Annotated in this window: 23 protein-coding genes; 10 read left to right on the top strand and 13 right to left on the bottom strand. The window is 63.5% G+C overall.

Features of this window, described 5'->3' with window-relative positions:
- The first annotated feature begins 70 nt into the window (after positions 1-70).
- Together CWE16_RS00930 and CWE16_RS00925 are read left to right on the top strand one after the other, a co-directional pair.
- Complete coding sequence (locus tag CWE16_RS00930) at positions 71-2,815, top strand: valine--tRNA ligase (protein WP_131592953.1); 2,745 nt, start codon at positions 71-73, stop codon at positions 2,813-2,815.
- Entirely contained in the window at positions 2,815-3,459 is a 645-nt protein-coding gene (locus tag CWE16_RS00925) for a TVP38/TMEM64 family protein (RefSeq protein WP_131592256.1), read from the top strand. Before CWE16_RS00930 ends, CWE16_RS00925 begins: the two co-directional genes overlap by 1 nt.
- Here CWE16_RS00925 and CWE16_RS12070 read toward each other — a convergent pair.
- From CWE16_RS12070 to CWE16_RS00915, 3 genes are read right to left on the bottom strand one after another with little or no spacing between them, the layout of a single operon-like run.
- Positions 3,441-3,611: a hypothetical protein gene (locus CWE16_RS12070; protein ID WP_164498738.1), complete on the bottom strand. Its 171-nt coding sequence runs from the start codon at positions 3,609-3,611 to the stop codon at positions 3,441-3,443. The two genes, CWE16_RS00925 and CWE16_RS12070, sit on opposite strands and share 19 nt — an antisense overlap.
- Positions 3,608-5,734: an NAD-dependent DNA ligase LigA gene (gene ligA / locus CWE16_RS00920; RefSeq protein WP_131592254.1), complete on the bottom strand. Its 2,127-nt coding sequence runs from the start codon at positions 5,732-5,734 to the stop codon at positions 3,608-3,610. The genes CWE16_RS12070 and ligA overlap by 4 nt, the downstream gene beginning before the upstream one ends.
- 13 nt (positions 5,735-5,747) lie before the next feature.
- Entirely contained in the window at positions 5,748-6,167 is a 420-nt protein-coding gene (locus CWE16_RS00915; RefSeq protein ID WP_131592253.1) for a hypothetical protein, read from the bottom strand.
- A gap of 112 nt (positions 6,168-6,279) precedes the next feature.
- Here CWE16_RS00915 and CWE16_RS00910 point away from each other — a divergent pair, with 112 nt between their 5' ends.
- From CWE16_RS00910 to CWE16_RS00900, 3 genes are all read left to right on the top strand, one after another.
- Positions 6,280-6,867: a SprT family zinc-dependent metalloprotease gene (locus tag CWE16_RS00910; RefSeq protein ID WP_131592251.1), complete on the top strand. Its 588-nt coding sequence runs from the start codon at positions 6,280-6,282 to the stop codon at positions 6,865-6,867.
- Between the two features lie 106 nt (positions 6,868-6,973).
- Positions 6,974-7,516: an RNA helicase gene (locus tag CWE16_RS00905; protein ID WP_131592249.1), complete on the top strand. Its 543-nt coding sequence runs from the start codon at positions 6,974-6,976 to the stop codon at positions 7,514-7,516.
- Positions 7,517-7,561: 45 nt separating this feature from the next.
- Complete coding sequence (locus tag CWE16_RS00900) at positions 7,562-8,083, top strand: DUF1269 domain-containing protein (RefSeq protein WP_131455025.1); 522 nt, start codon at positions 7,562-7,564, stop codon at positions 8,081-8,083.
- Here the strand turns inward: CWE16_RS00900 and CWE16_RS00895 are convergent.
- The 7 genes from CWE16_RS00895 to CWE16_RS00865 form a co-directional block, all read right to left on the bottom strand.
- Positions 8,053-8,481, bottom strand: a complete 429-nt coding sequence (locus CWE16_RS00895) for a hypothetical protein (RefSeq protein WP_131592247.1) — start codon at positions 8,479-8,481, stop codon at positions 8,053-8,055. The genes CWE16_RS00900 and CWE16_RS00895 overlap by 31 nt on opposite strands.
- An 89-nt stretch (positions 8,482-8,570) precedes the next feature.
- Complete coding sequence (locus CWE16_RS00890) at positions 8,571-9,170, bottom strand: chorismate lyase (protein ID WP_201737952.1); 600 nt, start codon at positions 9,168-9,170, stop codon at positions 8,571-8,573.
- Positions 9,167-9,904: a hypothetical protein gene (locus tag CWE16_RS00885; protein ID WP_131592243.1), complete on the bottom strand. Its 738-nt coding sequence runs from the start codon at positions 9,902-9,904 to the stop codon at positions 9,167-9,169. The genes CWE16_RS00890 and CWE16_RS00885 overlap by 4 nt, the downstream gene beginning before the upstream one ends.
- A 24-nt stretch (positions 9,905-9,928) precedes the next feature.
- Entirely contained in the window at positions 9,929-11,908 is a 1,980-nt protein-coding gene (gene mnmG / locus CWE16_RS00880) for a tRNA uridine-5-carboxymethylaminomethyl(34) synthesis enzyme MnmG (RefSeq protein WP_131592241.1), read from the bottom strand.
- A gap of 21 nt (positions 11,909-11,929) precedes the next feature.
- Positions 11,930-13,348 carry a replicative DNA helicase gene (gene dnaB, locus CWE16_RS00875; protein ID WP_131455020.1) on the bottom strand — a complete coding sequence of 473 codons (1,419 nt, stop codon included), beginning with the start codon at positions 13,346-13,348 and terminating at the stop codon, positions 11,930-11,932.
- A gap of 94 nt (positions 13,349-13,442) precedes the next feature.
- Positions 13,443-13,901, bottom strand: coding sequence for a 50S ribosomal protein L9 (gene rplI, locus CWE16_RS00870; protein ID WP_131455019.1), 459 nt, complete (start codon positions 13,899-13,901; stop codon positions 13,443-13,445).
- A gap of 41 nt (positions 13,902-13,942) precedes the next feature.
- On the bottom strand, positions 13,943-14,875 hold the full coding sequence (locus CWE16_RS00865; protein WP_131592239.1) for an acyl-CoA desaturase: 933 nt from the start codon (positions 14,873-14,875) through the stop codon (positions 13,943-13,945).
- Positions 14,876-15,002: 127 nt separating this feature from the next.
- Here CWE16_RS00865 and CWE16_RS00860 point away from each other — a divergent pair, with 127 nt between their 5' ends.
- On the top strand, positions 15,003-15,677 hold the full coding sequence (locus CWE16_RS00860; RefSeq protein ID WP_443081599.1) for a hypothetical protein: 675 nt from the start codon (positions 15,003-15,005) through the stop codon (positions 15,675-15,677).
- Here CWE16_RS00860 and CWE16_RS00855 read toward each other — a convergent pair.
- A complete protein-coding gene (locus CWE16_RS00855; protein WP_443081598.1) occupies positions 15,665-16,528 on the bottom strand; it encodes an acyl-CoA desaturase in 864 nt (287 codons plus the stop codon). The two genes, CWE16_RS00860 and CWE16_RS00855, sit on opposite strands and share 13 nt — an antisense overlap.
- A 164-nt stretch (positions 16,529-16,692) precedes the next feature.
- Here CWE16_RS00855 and CWE16_RS00850 point away from each other — a divergent pair, with 164 nt between their 5' ends.
- The 4 genes from CWE16_RS00850 (at position 16,693) to CWE16_RS00835 (ending at position 21,809) form a co-directional block, all read left to right on the top strand.
- Positions 16,693-18,009: a methionine gamma-lyase family protein gene (locus CWE16_RS00850; protein ID WP_131592235.1), complete on the top strand. Its 1,317-nt coding sequence runs from the start codon at positions 16,693-16,695 to the stop codon at positions 18,007-18,009.
- A gap of 23 nt (positions 18,010-18,032) precedes the next feature.
- Positions 18,033-18,422, top strand: a complete 390-nt coding sequence (gene gcvH / locus CWE16_RS00845; protein ID WP_131592233.1) for a glycine cleavage system protein GcvH — start codon at positions 18,033-18,035, stop codon at positions 18,420-18,422.
- A 92-nt stretch (positions 18,423-18,514) separates the two neighbouring features.
- Positions 18,515-21,469, top strand: a complete 2,955-nt coding sequence (gene gcvP, locus CWE16_RS00840) for an aminomethyl-transferring glycine dehydrogenase (protein WP_131592231.1) — start codon at positions 18,515-18,517, stop codon at positions 21,467-21,469.
- A 97-nt stretch (positions 21,470-21,566) separates the two neighbouring features.
- Positions 21,567-21,809, top strand: a complete 243-nt coding sequence (locus CWE16_RS00835) for a hypothetical protein (protein ID WP_131592229.1) — start codon at positions 21,567-21,569, stop codon at positions 21,807-21,809.
- Positions 21,810-21,851: 42 nt separating this feature from the next.
- Here CWE16_RS00835 and CWE16_RS00830 read toward each other — a convergent pair whose 3' ends face one another.
- Complete coding sequence (locus tag CWE16_RS00830; protein WP_131592227.1) at positions 21,852-22,058, bottom strand: hypothetical protein; 207 nt, start codon at positions 22,056-22,058, stop codon at positions 21,852-21,854.
- A 252-nt stretch (positions 22,059-22,310) separates the two neighbouring features.
- Positions 22,311-23,054 carry a pirin family protein gene (locus CWE16_RS00825; protein ID WP_131592225.1) on the bottom strand — a complete coding sequence of 248 codons (744 nt, stop codon included), beginning with the start codon at positions 23,052-23,054 and terminating at the stop codon, positions 22,311-22,313.
- Between the last annotated feature and the right edge of the window lie 5 nt (positions 23,055-23,059).

Below are 23,059 nucleotides of genomic sequence, written 5' to 3'. Positions count from 1 at the left end.
TCAAGCCTCCTTGCTGGTTCAAGGGTGACGCCCCTTTGCGAGCATGGCGCCTCTGTATTGCCTGTTCGCTGTGTCTGAGCTCGCCAAGACCTATGACCCAGTGGGCACCGAAGCGCGCTGGCAGCAGGCCTGGGAGGAGCAGGGGGCGTTTCATCCCGATCCTGGCGCCGAGGGCGAGCCCTTCTCGGTGGTGATTCCACCGCCGAATGTGACCGGCAGCCTGCACATGGGCCACGCCTTCAACACGGCCTTGATCGACACGATCGTGCGGTATCAGCGGTTGGCGGGCAAAAACGTGCTCTGCTTGCCCGGCACCGACCACGCCTCCATTGCGGTGCAAACGATTCTGGAGAAGCAGCTCAAGGAGGAGGGCAAGACCCGACACGACCTGGGTCGGGAAGCCTTCCTAGAGCGGGCCTGGCAGTGGAAGGCCGAGAGCGGTGGACGGATTGTTGGGCAGCTGCGGCGGCTGGGGTACTCGGTGGATTGGAAGCGTCAGCGCTTCACCCTCGATGAGGGGCTGAGTGAGGCCGTGAAGGAGGCCTTCGTTCGACTGCATGAGCAGGGGTTGATTTATCGCGGTGAGTACTTAGTGAATTGGTGCCCCGCCTCCGGTTCGGCGGTGAGTGACCTGGAGGTGGAGATGAAAGAGGTCGATGGTCACCTCTGGCATTTCCGCTATCCGCTCAGCAGTGGTGAGGGACACCTGGAGGTCGCCACCACCCGCCCCGAAACGATGCTCGGTGATACGGCTGTGGCGGTGAACCCCACCGATGAGCGCTACGCCCATCTGGTGGGCCAGACCCTCACCCTGCCGTTTGTGGGTCGGGAGATTCCGATCGTGGCGGACGATCACGTGGAGAAGGATTTCGGCACCGGTTGCGTGAAGGTGACGCCGGCCCACGACCCCAATGATTTTGCGATCGGCCAGCGCCACGGGTTGCCCCAGATCACCGTGATGCGCAAGAACGGCACGATGAATGCCGAAGCCGGCCAGTTTGAGGGGCTGGATCGCTTCGAGGCCCGCAAGGCAGTGGTGGCAGGGCTCGACGCGCTAGGGCTGCTGGTGAAGGTGGAGGACTACCGCCACAGCGTTCCCTATTCCGACCGAGGCAAGGTGCCGGTGGAGCCGTTGCTCTCCACCCAGTGGTTTGTCAAAACTGAACCAATGGCGGCCCGCTGCCGCGAAGCTCTCGAGAAGCAGGATCCCCGCTTCATCCCCGAGCGTTGGGAGAAGGTCTATCGCGACTGGCTCACCGATATCCGCGACTGGTGCATCAGCCGCCAGCTGTGGTGGGGCCATCGCATCCCCGCCTGGTTCGTGATCAGCGAAACTGGTGGCCAGTACACCGACACCACGCCCTACGTGGTGGCCCGCAACGAAGCCGAAGCCCTGGAGAAGGCCAAAGCGGAGTACGGCCCTGCTGCGGAGATCGAGCAGGACGAAGATGTGCTCGACACCTGGTTCTCCAGCGGTCTCTGGCCTTTCTCGACCCTGGGCTGGCCCGATACAGGCAGTGCTGACCTGCAGCGCTGGTATCCCACCAGCACCCTGGTGACGGGCTTCGACATCATCTTTTTCTGGGTGGCCCGGATGACGATGATGGCCGGCGCTTTCACCGGCGAGATGCCCTTCAAGGAGGTCTACATCCACGGTCTGGTGCGGGATGAACAGAACCGCAAGATGAGCAAGAGCGCGGGCAACGGCATCGATCCGCTGCTGCTGATCGATCGCTACGGCACCGATGCCCTGCGTTTCGCTTTGGTGCGGGAGGTCGCCGGTGCTGGTCAGGACATCCGCCTCGATTACGACCGCAAATCCGATACCTCCGCCACGGTGGAGGCAGCGCGCAACTTCGCCAACAAGCTTTGGAACGCCACGCGATTTGCGCTGATGAACCTGGATGGTGCGACGCCAGCTGAGCTCGGGGAGCCCGATCCCGCTGCCCTGCAGCTGGCCGACCGTTGGATTCTGTCGCGCTTGGCACGGGTGAACAGGGAAACTGCCGAGCGCTACGGCAGCTACGGCCTTGGCGAAGCAGCCAAGGGTCTCTATGAATTCGCCTGGAACGATGTCTGCGACTGGTATCTGGAGTTGAGCAAGCGTCGGCTCAATCCGGGCGAGAACCCCTCAGCCGAGGCACTGGCCGATCAGCGAACCGCCAAGCAGGTGCTGGCCAAGGTGATCAGTCAAATGCATCTGTTCCTGCATCCCTTGATGCCCCATCTCACCGAGGAGCTCTGGCATAGCGTCACTGCTCAACCGGAGACAACGGTCTTGGCCTTGCAATCCTGGCCCGCTGTCGATATGGAGGCTTTGGATGACGAGCTCGAGTCGTCGTTTGCTGAACTCATCGCGGCCATCCGAGTCGTGCGCAATCTGCGTGCTGTGGCCGGCTTGAAGCCATCCCAGACGGTGCCGGTGCGTTTCGTGACCGGTCGTGATGCTCTGACGGCTGTGCTGCAGCAGGGTAGTGCTGACATCCGTGCACTCACGCGCGCGGAGACCGTCGAGGTGATGACTGCTGAGCAGGCTGAAGCAGCACCGGTGGCGAAAGCGCTCGCTGGCGTGAGCGGCGAACTGCAGGTGCTGTTGCCGATTGAGGGCCTGGTCGACCTCGAGGCGCTCAAGGCGCGCCTGGAGAAAGACATCGCGAAGGCGGAGAAGGAGATCAAAGGCTTGGCTGGTCGCCTCAGCAATCCCAACTTTGCGGACAAGGCGCCGCCCGAGGTGGTGGCGGAATGCAAGGCCAACCTTGCGGAAGCGGAAGCGCAAGCGGAGTTGGCCCGCCGTCGCCTGCAGGATCTTGGTTGATGCTGGCGGCTCTGGGCGTGCTCCTTGATTGGCAGGGTTGGCTTCCCGCCCTGCAGTCTCCGCTGGGGGCCCTGTTGTTCATCCCCCTCTACGCCCTCTGGGTGACGTTGCTGCTCCCGGGGGTGTGGGCCTCGATGCTCGCGGGAGCTCTGTATGGAACCTGGTGGGGCAGCTTGATCGTTTTCGTGGGCGCCTGCCTCGGCGCTGAAGCGGCGTTTCTGCTGGGGAGAACCTGGCTGCGCGGATGGGCGCAGCAGCGATTGGCGAGTTTGCCGAAGCTGCAGGCTGTGGAGCGTGCTGTGAGTCGCGAGGGCCTGAAGTTGGTGCTGCTCACCCGACTCTCGCCCGCCTTCCCCTTCTCGCTGCTCAACTTGGCTTATGGCCTCAGTGAAGTGTCGCTGCGCGATTACACCATTGGCTTGATCGGAATTCTTCCCGGTACGGTGATGTTTTGTGCCCTTGGTGCCTTGGCCGGTGATGCCGCCCGTTTTGGGGAGGTGTTGGCCGGTGATGCCTCGCCAGGGGCCTGGTGGTTACGGGTTGTCGGTGTGCTCGCCACCATCGCCGTGGTGTGGTTCGTGGGTCGTGCCGCCCGGCGGGCGCTGCAGGAGGGCCCTGGCCTTGATCAGGATCCTGAGGTCTGATCAGGATCGGGCAGGCGCCAGTCGCGAAGGGCGGCAATAAGGATGAACCAGCCCAGTCGCAGTCGTGCGATGGCACCGCGGCGGCCTGCCAGATCGGCATATTTGGCCCTTCCGCAGTCGCTTTTGATCCAGCGGAAGGCTGTTGGTGTCATTCCAGTTGCTTCGATGCTCTTGAGGAAGAATGATCGCTCGGTCCATTGGCTGCCAGCAGCTGCTGCAGGCTTGCCTCATCCAGCACCGGCACCCCTAGGGCCTCGGCCTTGGTCAGCTTGCTACCCGCCTCTTCACCAGCCACCAGGTAGTGGGTTTTCTTGCTCACCGACCCGCTGACTTTGCCCCCTGCTGCTTCGATCAAGGCCTGGGCCTGGGAGCGGCTGAGGTTGGGAAGAGTGCCGGTGAGCACAAAGGTCTGACCGTTGAGGTGGCCATCGCGCTCCCTGGCGGCCGCTCCGGCCAGTTCCTGCTCGGATGCCGCCAGGCTCAAGCCCATGGCCTGCAGGCCGTTCAGCAACTCCTGGTTGGCGCTGGTGGCGAACCACTGCTGCAGGCTCTGGGCGATTTCACCGCCGATGCCCTGGACGGCTGTCAACGCGTCCGATTGCTCGGCTGCCGCGCGGGCCAGCGTCTCCACAGTCGTGAAGCTGGCCGCCAGCGCTTTGGCATTCACCTCGCCCACATGGTGGATTCCCAATCCATAGAGCTGTCGATGCCATGGTTGGTTCTTGGAGGCCTCGAGGGCGGTCAGCAGATTCGTGGCGCTTTTGCTGCCCATCCGCTCCAGGCTTCCCAGCAGGGCGGCATCGAGCCTGTAGAGATCAGCGATGGAGCGCACCAGGCCCCGGTCGACAAGCTGTTCGATCAGCTTGCTGCCCAGTCCATCGACGTCCAGCGCGCCCTTGCTGACCCAGTGGCGTAGCGCCCCGCGCAGGATCGCCGGGCAGCTGCTGTTGACGCAGCGGGTGGCCGCTTCGCCTTCTTCCCGCACCAACTCGGAGCTGCATTCAGGACAGCTGTGGGGCAGGGCGAGTGACTGGCTGCCGGCGGGGCGTAGTTCTGTGAGGACCCGCACGACCTCGGGAATGATTTCCCCTGCCTTGCGCACCACGATGGTGTCGCCGCCATGCAGATCGAGCTCCGCCAGCCGATTGGCGTTGTGCAGGGTGGCTCTGCTCACAACCGTGCCGGCTAGGGGCACGGGTTCGAATTCGGCCACGGGTGTCACCACCCCAGTGCGTCCCACCTGGCAGGTAATCCTCAGCAACTTGCTGGGTGCCTCCTCTGCGGCGTATTTCAGGGCGATGGCCCAGCGGGGTGCCTTCTGGGTGAAGCCGGCGGCGTCCTGCAGGCGAAGGTCGTTGAGTTTCACCACGACCCCGTCGGTGGCGTAATCGAGCTCGTGGCGTTGGCTGTCCCAGGCAGCGAAGAACGTCTCGACCGCCGCCAAGTCGGGGAGTAGTTCGGCATTGGGATTGACCTTGAAGCCGGCGGCTTTTAACCACAGCAATGACTCCCACTGAGTGGCAGGCAGTGGCGGGTCGCTCCCATGGCCCTGCCAGCCTTCCGGTAGGTGGAGGGTGTAAGCGAAGAAATCAAGTCTGCGGGCGGCCACCACCTTTGGATCGAGCTGGCGCAGGGTCCCGGCGCAGGCGTTTCGGGGGTTGGCAAATAGGGCTTCGCCCCGCTGCTGTCGCGCACGGTTGATGGCATCAAAGGTGCCATCGGGAATGAACGCTTCGCCCCGCACCTCCAGCCATGCGGGGGGCTGTTCCAGTTGCAGACGCAGGGGCACGGACGCGATGGTGCGCACATTGGCGGTGATCTCCTCCCCCTGTTCGCCATCGCCGCGGGTGGCGGCTCGCACCAGCACGCCGTGCTCATAGCTGAGCGCGAGGGCATTCCCGTCAATCTTCAGCTCGCCCACCATCGCCAGGGCTGGCAGAGGCTCGCCTTGGTTCGGCTCCCGATCGAGAGCCCGCAGCAGTCGGCCATGCCAGGCCTGGAGCTCCTCGATGTTGAAGGCGTTGTCGAGGCTGAGCAGGCCGATGCGATGGCGCACGCTCGTGAATCCCTCAGCGGGGGACCCTCCGACTCTTTGGGTCGGACTGTCGGCGCTGATCAGCTCAGGATCGGCAGCCTCCAGGTCTGCCAGTTCACGGTAGAGACGGTCATAGACCGGATCCTCCATGACTGGAGCATCCAGCACGTAATAGGCGTGGGCAGCCCGGTTGAGCAGAGCACGCAGTTCGCTGGCCCGTTCCCGGGGTGGGGCTGTCATGACGGGGGAGGCGTCAGGCGTTCACCGGGGTGATCCGCTCGATCTTCCAGCTCTCCTCCACCTTGGTGAAGGTGAAGTCGAGCGGCATTTCCTCTTTGTTTTCAGCCAGCAGCTTCACGGTGAGAATGATGTTGCCCTCTTGCATCCTTGGGCGACCGGATTTGAGGTTGCGGAAGCGATTGAGCTTGAGACCAGCCAGGAAGCGGATGAATTGCTGGCGGTTCACGTGCTGGCGGTAGCTCTTGGTGGTGAGCAGGTAGGCGGCGTCGATGCGTCCTGCTGCCACCTGGGTGAAGAACTGCTTGATCAGGGGGTTGATGCCACGGGCGCTCAGCACCAGCTTGACGGCGGTGATCGTCCAGTAGAGGAGCAGTGCTCCGGCACCGGCCAGCAGGGCCTTGCTTCCGAGTTCCCGAACCAGAGCCAGATCCATCCGCGGCCACGATGATGCGCAAAGAGTCTGACTGACGGTTGTGCAGGCCGTTGCCGAAGGTGTGCAGACTGGCGCCGTTGACCACCGGCTGGACGCTCACCGGACCCCTCCCATGGCCCTGGAGCCGCTGCTCCCCCTGTTTCATCGCTTGAACCGAGAGCATTTCGAGGGCAGCCTCGTGCGCGGACAGCAGCCCTTGCTTGCGGTGCGTTGGAGTGACGGCCGTATGCGGCGCACGGCCGGGCTCTACCGCCGTGGCCCCCAGGTCGCCCCGCCCCATGGCCGTGAAATCGTGCTCTCCCGCCCTCTGCTCGACCCCTTGCCACGCCTGGCGACGGAAAGCACCCTCTGCCACGAAATGATTCACGCCTGGGTGGATCTGGTGCTGGGGTCGTCGGAGGGGCATGGACCTGAGTTCCGGGCGCGGATGGAGCAGATCAACCGCGCCCAGGATCGATTTGTGGTGAGCGTGCGCCATCACTTTCCGGTGCCTGTGACAGCCCCGCGTTGGCTGGCGGTCTGCCCCCGCTGTGGGCATCGCTCTCCCTACCGCCGCCGACTGGCCCAGGCCGCCTGTCGCTCCTGTTGTGATCGCCACCATGGGGGGCGATGGCATGCCAGCTGTGTCTTGCAGTTTCAGCCGTATGACGGTCAAGACACCTGCTCTGTCGTGGATCAAGGCCCTGGGGCGGATGGCTGAAATCGATCTGTTTCTGCTGGTGCTTCAGTGCTCTGGCATCGCCATCGCTCTGGTGGGATGGCGCCGGGAGCGTTGGTTGAGACGACGGCGTCGGTAACGTCAGGAGATGGATGGACGACGGCAACAGGCGCAACGCTTGGATCAGTGGCTGGAAACGGGCCGACAGCTGGTGGATGGTGTTGCCGGGACGCGCCCAGGACGACGCCCTGGCTCCCGTTCAGGCCGGACTGCTGCGGGCAGCCTGGATGCGGTTGGGCGTTGGGTGGGCGACAAGATCGACTGGCTCCTGGATGAGGAGGACGATGGCGGTGACAGCTGGCGGGAACCGCCTGCACAGCCTGTTCGATCTGCACAGCCCCTGCGATCTGAACAGCCTTTGCGATCCAACGGCCGCAAGCGGCCCCTCGAGGCGATCTCTCGCCGCCAGCCACCTTTGATTCCTCCTGCAGTTCAGGCGCGGCAGCCATCGGTGGCCGACGATGAGTGGCCGGATGAGAGTGAATTCCGGGTGGAGCGCTGGAAGCGAGGCGTTGCATCGGAAGTCGCCGGTGTTCCTGAGGGCGTTCCGGTGCGACGTCCAGGTTCCGCTGCTGCGGAGTCTCCTGTGCGCCGCTCTCTACCCCGCTCCAGTCGTCGTCGGGACGGTTGAGATCGCCGAACCGTTCCTAGCCTCGAATTATCCGACTGTGGACTGATGAGCAATCTCGTGGTGGTGGGCTTCCCCAAGCTGGAGGAGGCCGAGGAGGTCCGTCAGGAACTGGTGGGATTCCAGCAGGAGCATCTGATTGCCCTGGAGGATGCCGTGGTGCTTGAGCATGGGCAGGACGGGCATGTGCACCTGCGTCAGGCGATCAACCTCACGGCAGCGGGTGCTCTCGGTGGCAGTTTCTGGGGGGTGCTTGTGGGGCTGTTGTTCGCCAATCCCTTGCTGGGTTTGGCGGTCGGTGCCAGTGCCGGTGCGGCTTCCGGTGCCCTCAGTGACATGGGGATCAATGACCAGTTCCTGCGCGATCTTGGGGAGACCCTTCCCAAGGGAACGGCGGCTCTGGCCCTGCTTGTGCGCGAGGTGACCGCGGATCGCGTGATCGAAAAGCTTCGCCGCCATGCTCCCCATGCCCGTCTGATTCAGACCAGCCTCAGCCATGCGGATGAGGAACGCCTGCGGGAGCAGTTGGAGAAGGCACGTCAGCAGGCGGAAGCCCTACGGCTGGCCTGATATCGGCAGCCCAGGCGACTCAGGCCAGCGTTGACGTCCTCCACCAGATCGGAGGGAAGATCCTCCGCCATCTGGTCAGCCGTGGCGGCGATGGATGGAGACCCTTCGCTCATCGCTTCGAGCAGGGCCACCCATTGCTTCACCTGGTCGTCGCGACTGATGGGCCTGTAGCCCCGGGTTTCGAGCAGGGTGCGGCAGATGTCTGCATTCCAGCGACTGCCGCGCGGGTGGCATTGCGGTCCTTGAACGGAGGCTGCACCGGCGTCGAGCGCCGCTGGGGTCGGCCTGCCATGGCGGTCCAGCCAGCCGGCCTGATCGAGGGCACGTTCACAGTGGCGGGTGGAGATGCCAAACAGCTGCCCCAGCTCAGTAAGGCTCAGCCAGGAGTGGTTTGCCATTGGAGTGGAGTTCCAGTGCAGCCATCATGGGGAGAGCACATTGAATGGCAAGTTGTCAAGAGGAAAACGGGACAATCCGAGTGATTCCTTCATGACGGGAGGTGAAGCGCTTGTCGAGGAGCTGCGCCCAGCCAGTCCTCCAATCGGGGGCTGAACACCTCCCGGATCACGGTCAGCTCCCGCCCCTGACGGAAGAAGCGGTAGTGACGACTCCAAAACGGACCAGTGGCCTGGAATCCTTCCTCAAGCCAATGGCTCTGAACAAGCGCCAGGCCATCCACCTCCCGGAACAGTTCCGAACGGCCCTGGGTCAGGCTCAGCCAGATCGGCAGATTCCTGTCTTGCAGATGCTGTTCCGCTTCCGTCTGGTTCCACCAGCTTTCTGCCCAGGCCAGCGTGATTCCGCCGCATTCCAACCAGACCTGCCGGCGCAGGAGCGGATGGTCCAGTTCCCGCACCTCTCGAGGTGCTCCTTCCATGGTGCTGTCGGCTTCCATGGCGATCAGGCGCACGGCCACGGGATGGCCAGTGAGCAGCCGCAGGTGTCGGGTGGGGCTGCCATCCCCCAGCAGCATCAGCCTCCAGGGGCCTGGCAGTGACCAAGGGCTTTCGGCACCGATCACCGAGGCGCTTGCGGCTTGCCAGAGAGGCTCGGGTGAAGGGAAGAGGGCTGAGGGTACGTCGTTCAGAAGGCGCCTCCCACCGAGAGCTGGCGCTGCTGACCCTGGCGCTCGATGACCGCTCCTTGCGCTTCAACCGAGTGAAGCCGCCATCCGCTGTTGCCGATCATCTCCCCCGGGCTGGCGGAGAGGGAGAGCTGATCGAGGCGGAAGATCGCCGAGCCCTTGCCTCCACCGGCATGAACGACTCCCACCAGTAGGGGGTCAGACCCAGCAGGCGTTTGAGGGGTTGGAGCATTCACCGGTGCTGCTGATCCGGCGCTGTTCGCTGATGTTCCATCGATTCGGGGGATGGCAGGCAAGGGCACCATCACCGGTTCAAGGCTGGTGGGGAGCCGGATCTCGCTGTTGCTGGTTTGGGCGGCTGACGGGGCTGTTGCGGCTGAGTTGTCTGTGGTTTTGGCAGGTTCTGGAGGGGGCAGGCGGCGCACCCGTTCGATCAGCTGGAGGTCACGCTCGCGGCTGAGGGCCCGTTGGGAGGCCTGCCAGTTGCGCGCCAGCCAGACGCTCATGGCCATGCTGATCAGGGCTGGCATGCCAATCAACGCCAGCATCCAGCGGAGGGTTCGAGGCTGACGCTCTGGTGCAGCTGCTGTGGCTCGGGGGGCGGCAGGTGCTGAGGCCGGTTCCACCTGCACGGTGACGGCTTCAAGCCGTTGTTCGCCATCACTGAACACCCGATCCATCACCTGCTCTGCGCGCAGGTTCCAGTAGGCCCGGGATGTGGAAAGGCGTGGTGGCACCGCAGACCGTTGTCTGCTGCAACGCTATCGAGCTTGGCCCAGGGGGGCGAGCTCTGACTCGCCGGATTGGCGACGCCGTTGCTGGAGCTCCAGCCACACCAGGAGAGCGGTGAGGTCGGCCTGGCTGACCCCGGGGATCTGGCTGGCCTGCCCCAGGGTGAACGGGCGAACGGTCGTGAGCTTTTCGCGCGCCTCCCGGGAGAGGGTGCTGATGTTGGTGTAGTCGATGGTGGCAGGCAATTTGCGCTGGCCCTGGCGCTTCACCTGATCGATCTGCTGCTGTTGGCGCTGCAGATAGCCGCTGTATTTGATGTCGATTTCGGCGCCTTCGCGCACCGGCAGGGGGAGGTCGGCATCGGCCAGGCCGTGGCGCACCAGATCGGCGGCATGCATGCCCGGGCGTCGCAGGAGATCCGCCAGGGTGATGGAGCCCTTAATTGGCGCACCGGTCTCTGCTTCGACCGCAGGGGCCACCGGATCGCTCACTTTGAGGCGCACGGTTTCCAGCCGCTGCTTTTCGGCCTCCATCGCCTGGAGTTTGTCTTCAAACAAGCGCCAGCGACGGTCATCGATCAAACCGAGCTCACGGCCCTGTGGCGTCAGCCGGCGGTCGGCGTTATCGCCCCGCAGCACCAACCGGTATTCACTGCGGCTGGTGAGCACCCGGTAGGGCTCGCGTAGATCCTTGCTCACCAGATCGTCGATCATCGTGCCGATGTAGCTGCCTTCTCTGGGGAAATGCACCGGCTCCTGGCCGCGGATGCGGCGGGCGGCATTGAGGCCGGCCACCAGTCCCTGGGCCGCGGCTTCCTCGTAGCCGGTGGTGCCGTTGAGCTGGCCGGCGCTGAAGAGCCCTTGCACCCGTTTGGTTTCCAGCGAGGGCAACAGTTGCGTGGCGGGCAGGTAGTCGTAATCCACGGAGTAGGCCGGCCTCAGCATCACGACTTGTTCCAGGCCCGGCAGGCTGCGCAGCAGTTGCAGCTGGATCGGTTCGGGCAGGCCCGTGGAGAAGCCCTGCACGTAGATCTCGGGCGTGTCGCGCCCCTCCGGCTCGAGGAAGATCTGGTGGCTGTCTTTATCGGCGAAGCGCACGATCTTGTCTTCGATTGAGGGGCAGTAGCGCGGCCCCTTGCTGTCGATCACGCCGCCGTAGATGGCGGTGAGATGCAGGTTGTCTTTGATCAGTTGATGGGTTGCTGCCGTGGTGCGTGTGATGTGGCAGCTCATCTGTTCACCGCTGCTCCACGCGGCGGGGTCAAACGAGAAGAAGCGATCGGCGGCGTCGCTGGGTTGCTCTTCGAGTTGATCGAGGGCAATGCTGCGCCGGTCGACCCGCGCCGGGGTGCCGGTTTTGAGACGGTCGGTATGGAATCCAAGCTGTTGCAGGGCTTCGGTGAGGCCTTCGGCGGCCTGCTCGCCGGCACGGCCTGCCGCCATCGATTGATGGCCCACCCAGATGCGCCCCCCCAGGAAGGTGCCGGCCGTGAGCACGACGGCCTTGGCGCCGTAGATGCTGCCGAAATAGGTGCGTACGCCTGTGATCCGTGCGGCTGGGCCTTGGCTGGGATCCCACCGTTCACCACCGCCACTGGGATCGCCTTCGATGTCCAGCCCTGTGACCATCGCCTCACGCAGGGCCAGGTTGGGGGTGTGCTGCAGCAGCTGCAGCATCTGACGTGAATACTGGCGTTTGTCGGTCTGGGCACGCAGGGCCCACACCGCAGGGCCGCGGCTGGCATTGAGGATCCGCTTCTGGATGGCGGTGGCATCGGCGAGGCGGCCGATCACTCCACCGAGGGCATCCACTTCATGCACCAGCTGGCTTTTGGCGGGGCCGCCGACGGCAGGGTTGCAGGGCTGCCAGGCGATTCGATCGAGATTGAGGCTGAACAGGGCGGTGTTCAGGCCCAGCCGGGCGGCGGTGATGGCGGCTTCACAGCCGGCATGGCCACCCCCCACGACGATCACGTCGAAGACTTCAGTGGGGGTTGGACTGGGTGTCATCCCACCAGTATCGGAAACGACTCAGGCCGCCAGGTTGCGGAAGCGGGTGAACTGGGGCTCGAACAGCAGTTTCACGGTGCCCACGGGTCCGTTGCGGTGCTTGGTCACGATCACTTCGGTGATGCCCCGATCAGGAGTTTCCGGGTTGTAGTACTCGTCGCGGTAGATCATCAGCACCAGATCGGCGTCTTGCTCGATCGAGCCCGATTCGCGCAGGTCGCTCAGCATCGGCCGTTTGTTGGTGCGCGACTCCACGCCCCGGCTGAGCTGGGAGAGGGCGATCACCGGCACGTTTAATTCTCGGGCCATGCCTTTGAGGCCCCGGGTGATTCGCGACAGCTCCTGCACCCGGTTGTCTGGGGTGGAGCCCTCCATCAGCTGCAGGTAGTCGATCACGATCAGGCCGAGCTCCTTGCCCTGTTCGGCCATCAGGCGCCGGCAGAGGGAGCGCATTTCTAGTACTCCAGAGTTGGGTTTGTCGTCGATGAAGATCGGCAGCTGGCCAAGGGTGTTGATGCCCTGCCCCAGCAAGGGCCATTCCTCCTGCTGCAGCCTGCCCGTGCGCAGGCGCCCGGCTTCGATGCCCACTTCCATCGACAACAGCCTGTAGGTGAGCTGCTCCTTGCTCATCTCCAGGGAGAACACGCACACCGGCAGGTTGTGCAGTTGAGCCACGTTCTTGGCCAGGTTGAGCACGATCGAGGTTTTGCCCATGGCTGGCCGGCCCGCCACGATGATCAGGTCGCTGCGTTGCAGGCCCTGGGTCATGGCATCGAGGTCGTAGAAGTTCACCGGGATGCCCGCCACGGAGGTGCCGAGCGAGCGGCTCTCGATCTCGTTGAAGGTGCTGGTGAGAATCTCAGCCGTGGGAGTGAGGCCTTTGGTGGGTTTCTCCTGGCTGATGGCGAAGATCGTCTGCTCGGCCTTATCGAGCACCTGCTCCATCGGCAGGCTCTGATCAAAGCCCAGTTGGATCACCTCGTTGCCAGAGCGGATCAGCTGACGGCGCAGGAATTTGTCCATCACCAGGCGGGCCACCTGCTCGATCGAGGCGGTGGAGGCCACCCGTTCCACCAGCTCCACAAGCCGGTTGCTTCCCCCCACCTTCTCCAAGGCACCTGTATCGGCCAGCCAGGCGGTCATGGCCGTGAGGTCGGTGGGTTTGCCCTGGCTGTGGAGCATCACCGCGGTGCGGAAGATCTCCCGGTGGGCATTGAGGTAGAAGGCTTCCGGCTGGAGCACATCGGCGACGCGGCCAATGGCATCGGGGTCCAGCAGGATGCCGCCCAGCACCGCCTCTTCCGCCTCCAGGTTCTGAGGGGGAATCGAGTCCGGTAAGGCTTCGAAATTGGGCTCATCTCGGCGGCGGCCCTGACCGAAACCCCGGCGTCCCCCCTCAGCGGCCTCGCCGCCCTGATCGCTGAAGGGGACGGTCACCATGGAGTCGTTGGCTGCAAGCGAAAACCCACTCTGGCGCACCCTTGGGCAGGCGTCAGAGTGGGTTGTGACGGAAGAAACCCTTGAGTTTGAGGGATCAGTAGCTGACCACTTCCAGATTGATTTCAGCAGTGACTTCACTGTGCAGCTTGACGCTGACCTTGTAAGAGCCGGTGCGGTGGATGTCGGGCACGGTGATGTCGCGCCGGTCGACTTCCTTCTTGGTGGCTTCCTCGATCACCTCGGCCACATCGCCATTGGTGACGGTGCCGAAGAGAACGTCGTCGTCACCGGTCTGCTTCTTGACGGTGAAGCGGCCAATGGTGTCGAGGGCGGTGCGGAAGGCCAGGGCCTCTTGCTTGAGGGCGGCCTGGCGCTCGGCTTCCTTGGCCCGGCGGTGCTCCACCTGCTTCATCACGGCAGGCGTGACGGGAACGGCTTTGCCGAAGGGGAGCAGGAAGTTGCGGGCGTAGCCCGGAGCCACCTCAACCAGATCACCATCCCGGCCGAGGCTGAGAACGTCCTCATTCAGAACGACTTGTACGCGCTTGGCCATGGGGATGCTTCCTGACGACGACGATGGAGCGATCGAGAATTTTACGATGCGACGGGTAGGCGCACTTTGCTGGCTAGTCCCAGCGCCCGCATCAGACGAATGTGCTCCCAGGTGAGGTCGATCTGACCGGGCTGAAGCCCATGGCGGGCGGAATGGGGGAAAGCGTGATGGTTGTTGTGCCAGCCTTCGCCGAAGGTGAGGGCTGCGACCCACTTGTTGTTGCGGGAGGCATCGCCGCTGTCATACACCACCTGGCCCCAGCAGTGGGTGGCCGAATTCACCAGCCAGGTGACGTGATAGACGAGCACGAGGCGTAGGGGGATGCCCCAGAGCACGAGTGCCCAGCCGCCTGCGCCAGTGGCGGTGCCGATCCAGAAGAGCAGTCCCGCAAGGGGCAACTGCAGCAGCAGGAAATTGTTGTTGAGCCAGCGGTAGTAGGGATCGCTGGCCAGATCGCCGCTCAGGCGCGGGACGGCCTGCATGGCTGGAATGGGTTCGAACATCCAGCCCATGTGGCTCCACCAGAATCCGCGGTGGCTGTTGTGGTGATCTGCATCCGTATCAGAGAACTTGTGATGATGCCGATGAAGACCCACCCAGTCGATGGGTCCGTGCTGGCAGCTCAGCGCGCCGCAGGTGGCGAAGAAGCGCTCGAGCCAGTGGGGCACCTGGAAGGATCGATGCGAGAGCAGGCGGTGATACCCGATCGTCACCCCCAGGCAGGCGGTGACCCAGTAGAGAACCAGCAGGCTGGTGACGGCCTGCCAGCTCCAGAAGCTCGGCAGCAAGGCGACCACGGCCAGCACATGGATCGCGATCATGAAGCCGATGGTTCCCCAGCGCCGTCCGTGATCCAGCGGCACAGAGGTTTCGCCTTTGCGGGGTTTGTGCAGCCCTTGAGCCCTTTCCAAGGCCCTGTGCGAGTCTGTCGGCCTGCTGGGTGGCGATGGTGCTGTGATCACGTTTGAAACCATGGCTCGATCCGGTAACTATCGATAAACTATAAGCGATAAGGATCCGTATCAAGTGGCTGAGCTCAATATCCAGGCTGATTCTGTGACCAAGGGTTACCGGGAGCGCCTCGCCGAGGGCCGTTGGGCCATGGCCCATCTCGTGCACGTCTGGCATGAGCGCAATGGCTGGTCGCACAAGGTGTTGCCCGCCCTCGCCGAAACCCTGGATCTCGGCCGTGTGCATAACTCCCAGATCTCCAACCTGCGCAACGGCAAGCTCGCGTCTCCCGGTCCTGAGGTGTTCCTCGCCTTAGGACAGGCCAATGCAGTTCTCCATGCCGGCTTGGAATCAATCCGAGCGCGTCTTGCTGAGGTGCACCCCGAGCTTTTGGAGGTGCTGGCCGCGGGTGCTGAACCGCTTCGCAATGCCCGGGGTGAGGCCCTGGGAGCTGGGGATCTTCTCGAGATCTTCGTGGGCTTGGCGCCGTTGCCGCCTGGGTTTGATTGGCGGATTGAAGCCGATGAGGGGGCTTCGCTCAGTGCGGCATTGGCTGAACATCTTTGTGGCGGCCAGTCCTGGCGGCAGTGCCGCGATCAGGTGATGGCTGCTTATCCAGCCAGCAAGAGTCAGCGGCGGGAGCGTTTCGCTGCTGTGATGGCCGGTCTGCGGGACTACAGCGCCGAGGAGCTCGATGGGGAGCTCCTGGACTTGCATGCCACCCATCAAGCCCTCGGCGGATCAAGTCGCTCTGGAGCCGAAGGATTCCTGGCCGAATTGCGGCAGAAGGCCAAGGGGCTGACTGCCGGGACTCAGGGCACGTAACTCGCCTGGCGAATGCGACGGGTCAGCCCAAGGCGCCGCAGCAGCCGGATGTGCTGCCAGGTGATGTCGAACTCAAACCAGCGCAAGCCATGACGAGCGCTGGCAGGGTGCGCGTGATGGTTGTTGTGCCAGCCCTCGCCGAAGGAGAGGATCGCCACCCACCAGCAGTTGCGTGAAAGGTCGGGGCAGTCGAAATTGCGATAGCCAAAGGCATGGGTGGCCGAGTTCACCAGCCAGGTCACGTGGTAGACGAGCACCAGGCGTAGGGGAATGGCCCAGAGGACCAGGCCCAGGCCGCCACCATGCACTTGCGCTGCGTTGCCGTACCAGTACAGGCCAAGTCCCAGGGGAATCTGGAGTAACAGGAACCAGCGATCCAGCCACACGTAGAAGCGATCGCTCAAGAGGTCGCCTGCAAAGCGCTCCTTGTGTTCAAGGGCGGGGATTTCATGGAGCATCCATTCGCTGTGGCTCCACCAGAGGCCACGACCAGCGTCGTGATGGTCGTTGGGTTGGTCAGAAAACTTGTGGTGGTGGCGGTGCAGAGCGACCCAGTCGATCGGTCCGCTCTGGCAGGCCAGGGTGCCCATCACCATCAGGATCCTCTCGAGCCAGCGGGGAACCTCCAAGCTGCGGTGGGCTACCAGGCGATGGAGTCCAAGGGTGACGCCGAGAACGGTGACCCAGTAAAGAACCGCTAGGGCTGCCACTCCCTGCCAGCTCCAGAAGCGCGGCAGCAGGGCCACGGTGGCCAGAACGTGCATCACGAGCATGAAGCTTGTGGTGCCCCACTTGATGCGTCGTTGCCGGCGAGGCAGGGGCTGACGCGGGGACATGACCGCAGCGCGCATGCGCAGCTCACGGTCGGTGACGGCAGGGGCCGGTGCAGTTGTAACCAAGGAGTACTCCTCGAACCGGTGCGCCCTTGACTTCGGTAAGCCCGGAGCTGGAAGGCGTTCGGCTGGAGAAGAGAATGTAGGAGAGCGCTGCATGATGCAGCGAGCGACACCGTTTCATGGATTCGTCTTTCGCCGCTTCCACTGCCACTGCCACTGGAGACCGGGCTGAGGCTGAGGCGCAGGCCAGGGCCGTGGTTCAGGCCGTGCGGGAGCAGCAGTCGGCCTCCGCTGCTGCACGGACGGCGGGGGTGGCAAGCCGTCTTGAAAAGGTCCTCGCTGCGTTTACGGCTGAGCGGGTCGGTACCCAGCACTTCGCCTCGCTCACGGGCTACGGCCATGGAGATCAGGGTCGCGAGGTGCTGGATCGAGTCTTCGCCAGGGTGTTGGGGGCAGACAAGGCTGCGGTGCGTCTTCAGTTCGTAAGCGGCACCCATGCCATCGCGGCAGCTCTTTTTGGAGTGCTGCGCCCGGGTGATCGCATGCTGGCCATCACCGGACGGCCCTACGACACCCTTGAAGAGGTGATCGGCTTGCGCGGTGCAGGCCACGGCTCCCTGGCGGAGTTCGGTGTGCGTTACGACGAGCGGGATCTGAAGGCCGACGGCTCGGTCGACCTGCAGGCACTGGACGAAGCCTTGGAGCAGCCCACGCGCTTGATCCTGATTCAGCGCAGCTGTGGCTACAGCTGGAGACCGTCTCTTTCCATCGCTGCGATCGAAGCGGTTTGCCAGCACATTCACGCCCGTCAGCCCGATTGCGTCTGTTTTGTTGACAACTGCTATGGCGAGTTGGTGGAGGAGCGGGAGCCATCCGAGGTCGGCGCGGATCTGATCGCTGGCTCATTGATCAAGAACCTTGGCGGCACCATCGCACCCACCGGGGGGTATGTGGCCGGGCGCGCTGATCTGGTGGAACAGGCCTGCTGTCGGCTCACTGCCCCTGGCATCGGTAGCGAGGGGGGGACCGGTTTTGACTTGCATCGCTTGGTGCTGCAGGGGCTGTTTCTGGCGCCGCAGATGGTGGCCGAGGCCTTGATCGGTGCAGATCTGGTGGCTGGCACCTTTGCCGCCTTGGGGTATGCGGTGCAGCCGGCAGCGCAGGCACCCCGTAGCGATCTGATTCAGGCTGTGCAGCTGGGCGATCCCGAAGCGCTCAAGGTCGTGTGCAGGGCCTTTCAGTCCTGTTCGCCGGTCGGTTCCTATCTGGATCCTGTCCCTGCGGCGATGCCCGGTTACGCCAGTGATCTGGTGATGGCCGGTGGCACTTTCATTGATGGCAGCACCAGCGAGTTCTCGGCTGATGCACCCCTGCGCCCTCCTTTCAACCTCTATGTGCAGGGCGGCACCCACCGCAGTCACATCGAGCTCGCCCTGATCCGGGCGCTCGCTGCCCTGCAAACGGCAGGACTGGTGGATCTACCCCACACTGGGTGAGGTTTTCGCCTACCACCGGCCCGATGGCCTTCGACTTTCCTGAGCAGTTCCGCTACGCCGACAGTCACGAGTACGCCCACGCCGACGGGGAGCTTGTGCGGGTTGGTCTGAGTGCCTTCGCCGTCGATCAGCTGGGTGACATCGTGTTTGTGGATCTGCCCGATGTGGGCGTGGTGCTCAATCGGGGCAATGGCTTTGGCTCTGTCGAGTCGGTGAAGGCGGTGGAAGACATGTACGCACCAATCAGCGGTGAGGTGGTGCAGCGCAACGAGGCTGTGCTCGCCAGCCCGGAGGAATTGCAGAACGATCCCCACGGAGAGGGATGGCTGCTGGTGATCCGCCCTTCCGATCCCACCCAGCTGGCCGAGCTGATGGATGCCGGCACCTACGCCACCAAGGTGGCGGCCAGCTAACCGCTGAAGGCGTTCCAGGGGATGACCGATTCCCAGCAGCGGCGACTGCCTGAGGACTTGCCTACAGTCGCAAGCCTGAACGCCAGCGTGCCGTGACCCTCCTGGACCAGCGCAGCGCAGGCCCCGCCTCCGAGCCGGTTCAGACGGAGCTCTCCCCCTTTGTGGAGCGGCATCTGGGGCCGGATCCAGCGCAGCAGCGGGCCATCCTCCAGGCTCTGGGGTACTCCTCCCTCGACGCCTTTGTCCAGGCGGTCGTTCCTTCGGACATTCTCGATGAAACGGCACCGCAGGCAGCGATGCCCGCAGGTGTGGGAGAAGCGGCAGCACTTGCTGAGTTGCGGGAGATCGCCGACGCGAATCAGCTGCGGCGTTCGTTGATCGGTCTCGGCTATCACGACACGGTCACTCCAGCGCTGATCCAGCGTCACGTGCTGGAAAACCCTGCCTGGTACACGGCCTATACCCCCTACCAAGCCGAGATCGCCCAGGGTCGATTGGAGGCACTGCTTAATTTCCAGACCTTGATCAGTGAGCTCACAGGTCTGCCGATCGCCAATGCCTCACTGCTCGATGAGGGAACGGCCTGCGCGGAAGCGATGGCCCTCAGCATGGCGGTCTGCAAGCGGTCGGAGGCGCGCCGCTTTCTCGTGGATGCGGCTGTGCTTCCTCAGACCCTGGCCGTGCTGCAAACCCGGGCCCAACCCCTTGGGATCTCGGTGGAGGTGCTGGAGCCGGAAGCGTTCCACTGGGACGCTGAGGTGTTTGGGGTTCTGCTGCAGCTTCCCGGTCGTTGTGGACGGCTTTGGGATCCCTCTGATCTGATCGCTCAGGCCCATGCCCATGGCGTTTTGGTCACGGTCGCGATTGATCCCTTGGCCCAGGTGCTTCTTGCGCCGGTCGGTGATCTCGGTGCCGACATCGCCGTCGGTAGCGCTCAGCGTTTTGGGGTGCCGATGGCGGCCGGTGGTCCCCATGCTGCATTCTTCGCCACCCGCGACCTTTACAAACGTCAGGTACCCGGTCGCATCGTGGGGCGATCCGTCGATGTCGAGGGCCGGCCGGCCTTGCGTTTAGCGCTGCAGACCCGCGAGCAGCACATCCGCCGTGACAAGGCCACCAGCAATATCTGCACGGCTCAGGTGCTCTTGGCGGTGATGGCGTCCTTCTATGCCATTCACCACGGTCCTGAGGGGCTGAAAGCCCTCGCTCAGCGACTTGTGCGTCTGCGCATGATGCTGGAGCACGGGCTGCGGGGGCTGGGCTACGAACTGCCGAAGGGCCCCCGTTTCGATGGCCTTGATGTGGTCTCGCCCCACGCCCCGGCGGTGCATGCGCTCGCGGCAGACCAGGGCTTCAATCTGCGGGTGCTTCCGGATGGGGCAGCACCGGCTCAGGCAACGGGATTTGGCATCAGCCTGGATGAACTCAGCACCGTTGAGGAGCTGGCTGTGTTGCTGACGCTGCTGGCGAAGGCGGCTGGACAGGCGCCGCCCTTGGCTCTTCCCGATCCAGGGAGCCTGGATGTTCGCACCAGCCTGGCGGGGCTGCCCCTGCGATCTGAACCTTGGCTGCGCCAGCCGGTGTTCCATCGGAATCGCAGTGAAACCGAGCTTCTGCGTTACATCCAGCGGCTCGTGAGCCGCGATCTCTCGCTGGTGCACAGCATGATTCCGCTGGGCAGCTGCACGATGAAGCTCAATGCCGCCTCTGAGCTCTCTCCCGTGAGCTGGCGAGCCTTCGCCGCCTTGCATCCCTTTGCTCCTAAGGATCAATGCCAAGGCCTCCAGCGCCTTGTCGACGATCTTGAGGGTTGGCTGGCGGCGCTTACCGGTTTTGCAGGGGTGTCCTTGCAGCCCAATGCGGGCTCTCAGGGTGAATATGCGGGGTTGCTGGTGATCCGGGCTTGGCACCGCTCAAGGGGGGAGCAGCATCGCGATGTCTGTCTGATCCCCACCAGTGCCCATGGCACCAACCCAGCCAGTGCCGTGATGGCTGGCCTGAGGGTTGTGCCTGTGGGCTGCGATGACCAGGGAAACGTGGATGTGGAGGATCTGCGTCTTAAAGCGCAGGAGCACAGCGATTCACTGGCGGCCCTGATGGTCACCTACCCCTCAACCCATGGGGTTTTTGAAACGCGGATCCGGGAGATCTGCGCGCTGGTCCATCAGCACGGCGGCCAGGTGTATCTCGATGGGGCCAACCTCAATGCCCAAGTGGGGCTTTGTCGTCCCGGGGCCTATGGGGCTGATGTCTGCCACCTGAACCTCCACAAGACCTTCTGCATTCCCCATGGCGGTGGTGGGCCAGGGGTCGGGCCGATCGCTGCGGCCTCCCATCTGTTGCCTTTCCTTCCCGGACACCCCCTGGTGCCCTGCGGCGGCGAGCAAGCGATCTCGGCCGTGTCAGCTGCTCCTTGGGGTAGTGCGGGCATCCTGCCGATCAGCTGGATGTATTTGCGGATGATGGGTGCGCAGGGCCTGCGCCAGGCCTCAGCCGTTGCCCTGCTGTCGGCCAACTATCTGGCCCACCGCCTCGCCTCGCATTACCCCGTGCTGTTCCGGGGGGAGCAGGGTCTGGTGGCCCATGAATGCATCCTTGATCTGCGGGATCTCAAGCGATCGGCTGGTCTTGAGGTGGATGACATTGCCAAGCGCTTAATGGATTACGGATTCCATGCACCAACGGTGAGCTGGCCAGTGGCGGGAACGGTGATGGTTGAGCCCACCGAAAGTGAAAGTCTTTCTGAACTGGATCGTTTTTGTGACGCCATGATTGCGATCCGAGCGGAAGCCGATGCGATTGCTTTGGGTCAGAGCGATCCACTGAATAATCCACTGAAACGAGCTCCTCACACCCTCGCTGCGGTGACTGCAGACAGCTGGGATCGCCCCTATAGCCGCACGTTGGCGGCTTATCCGATGCCTGGTCAATGCGAGAACAAGTTTTGGCCCCACGTAGCCCGAATCGACAATGCCTTTGGTGATCGGAATCTGGTTTGCACCTGTCCGACGGTCGAGGAGCTGGCCGATCCCCAGGTGACAGGCTAAATTTTCACCGAAATCGAAAAAGTTTTGTTCGGTTTCTTCCGCCGTGTCGGAGCTTTCTCCACACTGGCCGGCAACAGCAAACCTTGTCGGGGGGGACATGGCCAGCGAAAATAATTCCAAGACAACGCTCAAGCCACAGGAGCCAGAACTTCCTGATTGTCTGGAATCTGCCCTGGAGCGAGGTCACACTCTTCGGGTGGAAGGGACCAATGTGGTGAGGGTGCCTTTCGGTGTGCGTCAGGCTCGGCGGGAACGCCCCGTTCGCCCTGAGCACTGGGCGACGTTGGTGCTTCCGTTTCAGCCCCTTGGCTCTCCCACGCCTCCTCCCCAGGCTGCTTGACTCGACAGACCTAATCAGAGCTCTCGAGTCAAGCAGCTCTGATCAAGCAGCTCCGATCAGGCTGCTTTCCTGAGACAAGCGCCAGTCCACCAGTGCCTTCACGTCCTCCAGCGAGCAGGTGGGTGTGCGGAATGGCAGAAGGGTCATCGGACTGCGCTCCGGCCTCACGAGCCAGCTGTGATTGTTTTGCGCCAACAAAAGAAATCCGCGATAACGCACCGCGGGCTGAAGCTCTTGTTCGGATCCCATCTCTGAGGGAAGTTGTTGGATTCACAGCCATTTCAGGCCGCCAGATGTGGTGTGCCAGGCAAATTCCCAAAGTCTTCGGGATCGCTTTAAGGCTGAGTTACCAATGGCTGACTTGGTCGCGATCGCCAGTGCCGAAAAGTCTTGCGGTTTAAGTGATTGTCATGGGCGTGACCCGAATTTGTATCCTGCGCGACTGCAGATTTTGCGCGAACCACCACCTGTGGCGTGAGCCCGTCGTCCGGGTGGAGGGTCCTAGTGCAGCAGTTCAAAGAGAAGCGCGTCGCTCTTGGTAATCGCCTTGAGTGCTGCTCCTGGAGGAGTATCGCCAGGGAAGCCCAGGCCGTCCCCGCGGCTGAGAGTCTTGGGGGCCGCGGCGTTCGCTCCCTCTAGGGCTAGATGACCGTCAATGATTTGCAGCCAGGCGGAACCGCTCAGCGGCTTTGGCCAGGGCAGCGTCGCTCCGGCTTCGATCTGTCCCCGCCAGAGCCGTGCAGGGCGGGCGATGGCCATGGCTCCTTCGCTCGCATCGGGGTTCAGCACTTGGCTCCAGCCGTTGCCCGCAGGGATCTGCCGTTGCTCATAGGCCGGTTGCAGGCCTGCACTGGTCGGTTCGATCCAGATTTGTAAGAGCCGGCAGGGCGTGTGGCCTTCGTTGATTTCGCTGTGCACGATGCCGGTGCCAGCGGTCATGCGTTGCACATCACCGGCGCGGATCACGCCGCTGTTTCCCATGGAGTCGCGATGGTTGATCTGGCCTTCGATCATCACGGTGATGATCTCCATATCGCGATGGGGATGCATCCCGAAGCCCCGTCCGGCGGCAATGGTGTCGTCGTTGATCACCCGCAAGGGTCCGAAGCCCATCCAGTTGGGATGGTGATGGCCGGCGAAGGAGAAACTGTGCCAGGAGTCGAGCCAGTCATGGCTGCTGTGGAAGCGTTCTGCGGCTGGGCGGATGACGAAGGCGGGATTGTTGGTGGAAAGAGGTGCGGGCATTCGGC

Origin of the sequence: Synechococcus sp. BS55D (genome assembly GCF_004332415.1) — a bacterium.
Lineage (GTDB): Bacteria > Cyanobacteriota > Cyanobacteriia > PCC-6307 > Cyanobiaceae > Synechococcus_C.
The sequence above is the reverse complement of the archived record's forward strand: the minus strand, read 5'-3'. Positions and strand labels throughout refer to the sequence as shown.

Coding starts and splice junctions, on each gene's coding strand:
- CWE16_RS00925 (WP_131592256.1), top strand. CDS start 2,815: ATGCTGGCGGCTCTGGGCGTGCTCCTTGATTGGCAGGGTTGGCTTCCC.
- CWE16_RS12070 (WP_164498738.1), bottom strand. CDS start 3,611: ATGACACCAACAGCCTTCCGCTGGATCAAAAGCGACTGCGGAAGGGCC.
- ligA (WP_131592254.1), bottom strand. CDS start 5,734: ATGACAGCCCCACCCCGGGAACGGGCCAGCGAACTGCGTGCTCTGCTC.
- CWE16_RS00915 (WP_131592253.1), bottom strand. CDS start 6,167: ATGGATCTGGCTCTGGTTCGGGAACTCGGAAGCAAGGCCCTGCTGGCC.
- CWE16_RS00910 (WP_131592251.1), top strand. CDS start 6,280: ATGGCCCTGGAGCCGCTGCTCCCCCTGTTTCATCGCTTGAACCGAGAG.
- CWE16_RS00905 (WP_131592249.1), top strand. CDS start 6,974: ATGGATGGACGACGGCAACAGGCGCAACGCTTGGATCAGTGGCTGGAA.
- CWE16_RS00900 (WP_131455025.1), top strand. CDS start 7,562: ATGAGCAATCTCGTGGTGGTGGGCTTCCCCAAGCTGGAGGAGGCCGAG.
- CWE16_RS00895 (WP_131592247.1), bottom strand. CDS start 8,481: ATGGCAAACCACTCCTGGCTGAGCCTTACTGAGCTGGGGCAGCTGTTT.
- mnmG (WP_131592241.1), bottom strand. CDS start 11,908: ATGACACCCAGTCCAACCCCCACTGAAGTCTTCGACGTGATCGTCGTG.
- dnaB (WP_131455020.1), bottom strand. CDS start 13,348: ATGGTGACCGTCCCCTTCAGCGATCAGGGCGGCGAGGCCGCTGAGGGG.
- rplI (WP_131455019.1), bottom strand. CDS start 13,901: ATGGCCAAGCGCGTACAAGTCGTTCTGAATGAGGACGTTCTCAGCCTC.
- CWE16_RS00865 (WP_131592239.1), bottom strand. CDS start 14,875: ATGGTTTCAAACGTGATCACAGCACCATCGCCACCCAGCAGGCCGACA.
- CWE16_RS00860 (WP_443081599.1), top strand. CDS start 15,003: ATGGCCCATCTCGTGCACGTCTGGCATGAGCGCAATGGCTGGTCGCAC.
- CWE16_RS00855 (WP_443081598.1), bottom strand. CDS start 16,528: ATGCGCGCTGCGGTCATGTCCCCGCGTCAGCCCCTGCCTCGCCGGCAA.
- CWE16_RS00850 (WP_131592235.1), top strand. CDS start 16,693: ATGGATTCGTCTTTCGCCGCTTCCACTGCCACTGCCACTGGAGACCGG.
- gcvH (WP_131592233.1), top strand. CDS start 18,033: ATGGCCTTCGACTTTCCTGAGCAGTTCCGCTACGCCGACAGTCACGAG.
- CWE16_RS00835 (WP_131592229.1), top strand. CDS start 21,567: ATGGCCAGCGAAAATAATTCCAAGACAACGCTCAAGCCACAGGAGCCA.
- CWE16_RS00830 (WP_131592227.1), bottom strand. CDS start 22,058: ATGGGATCCGAACAAGAGCTTCAGCCCGCGGTGCGTTATCGCGGATTT.
- CWE16_RS00825 (WP_131592225.1), bottom strand. CDS start 23,054: ATGCCCGCACCTCTTTCCACCAACAATCCCGCCTTCGTCATCCGCCCA.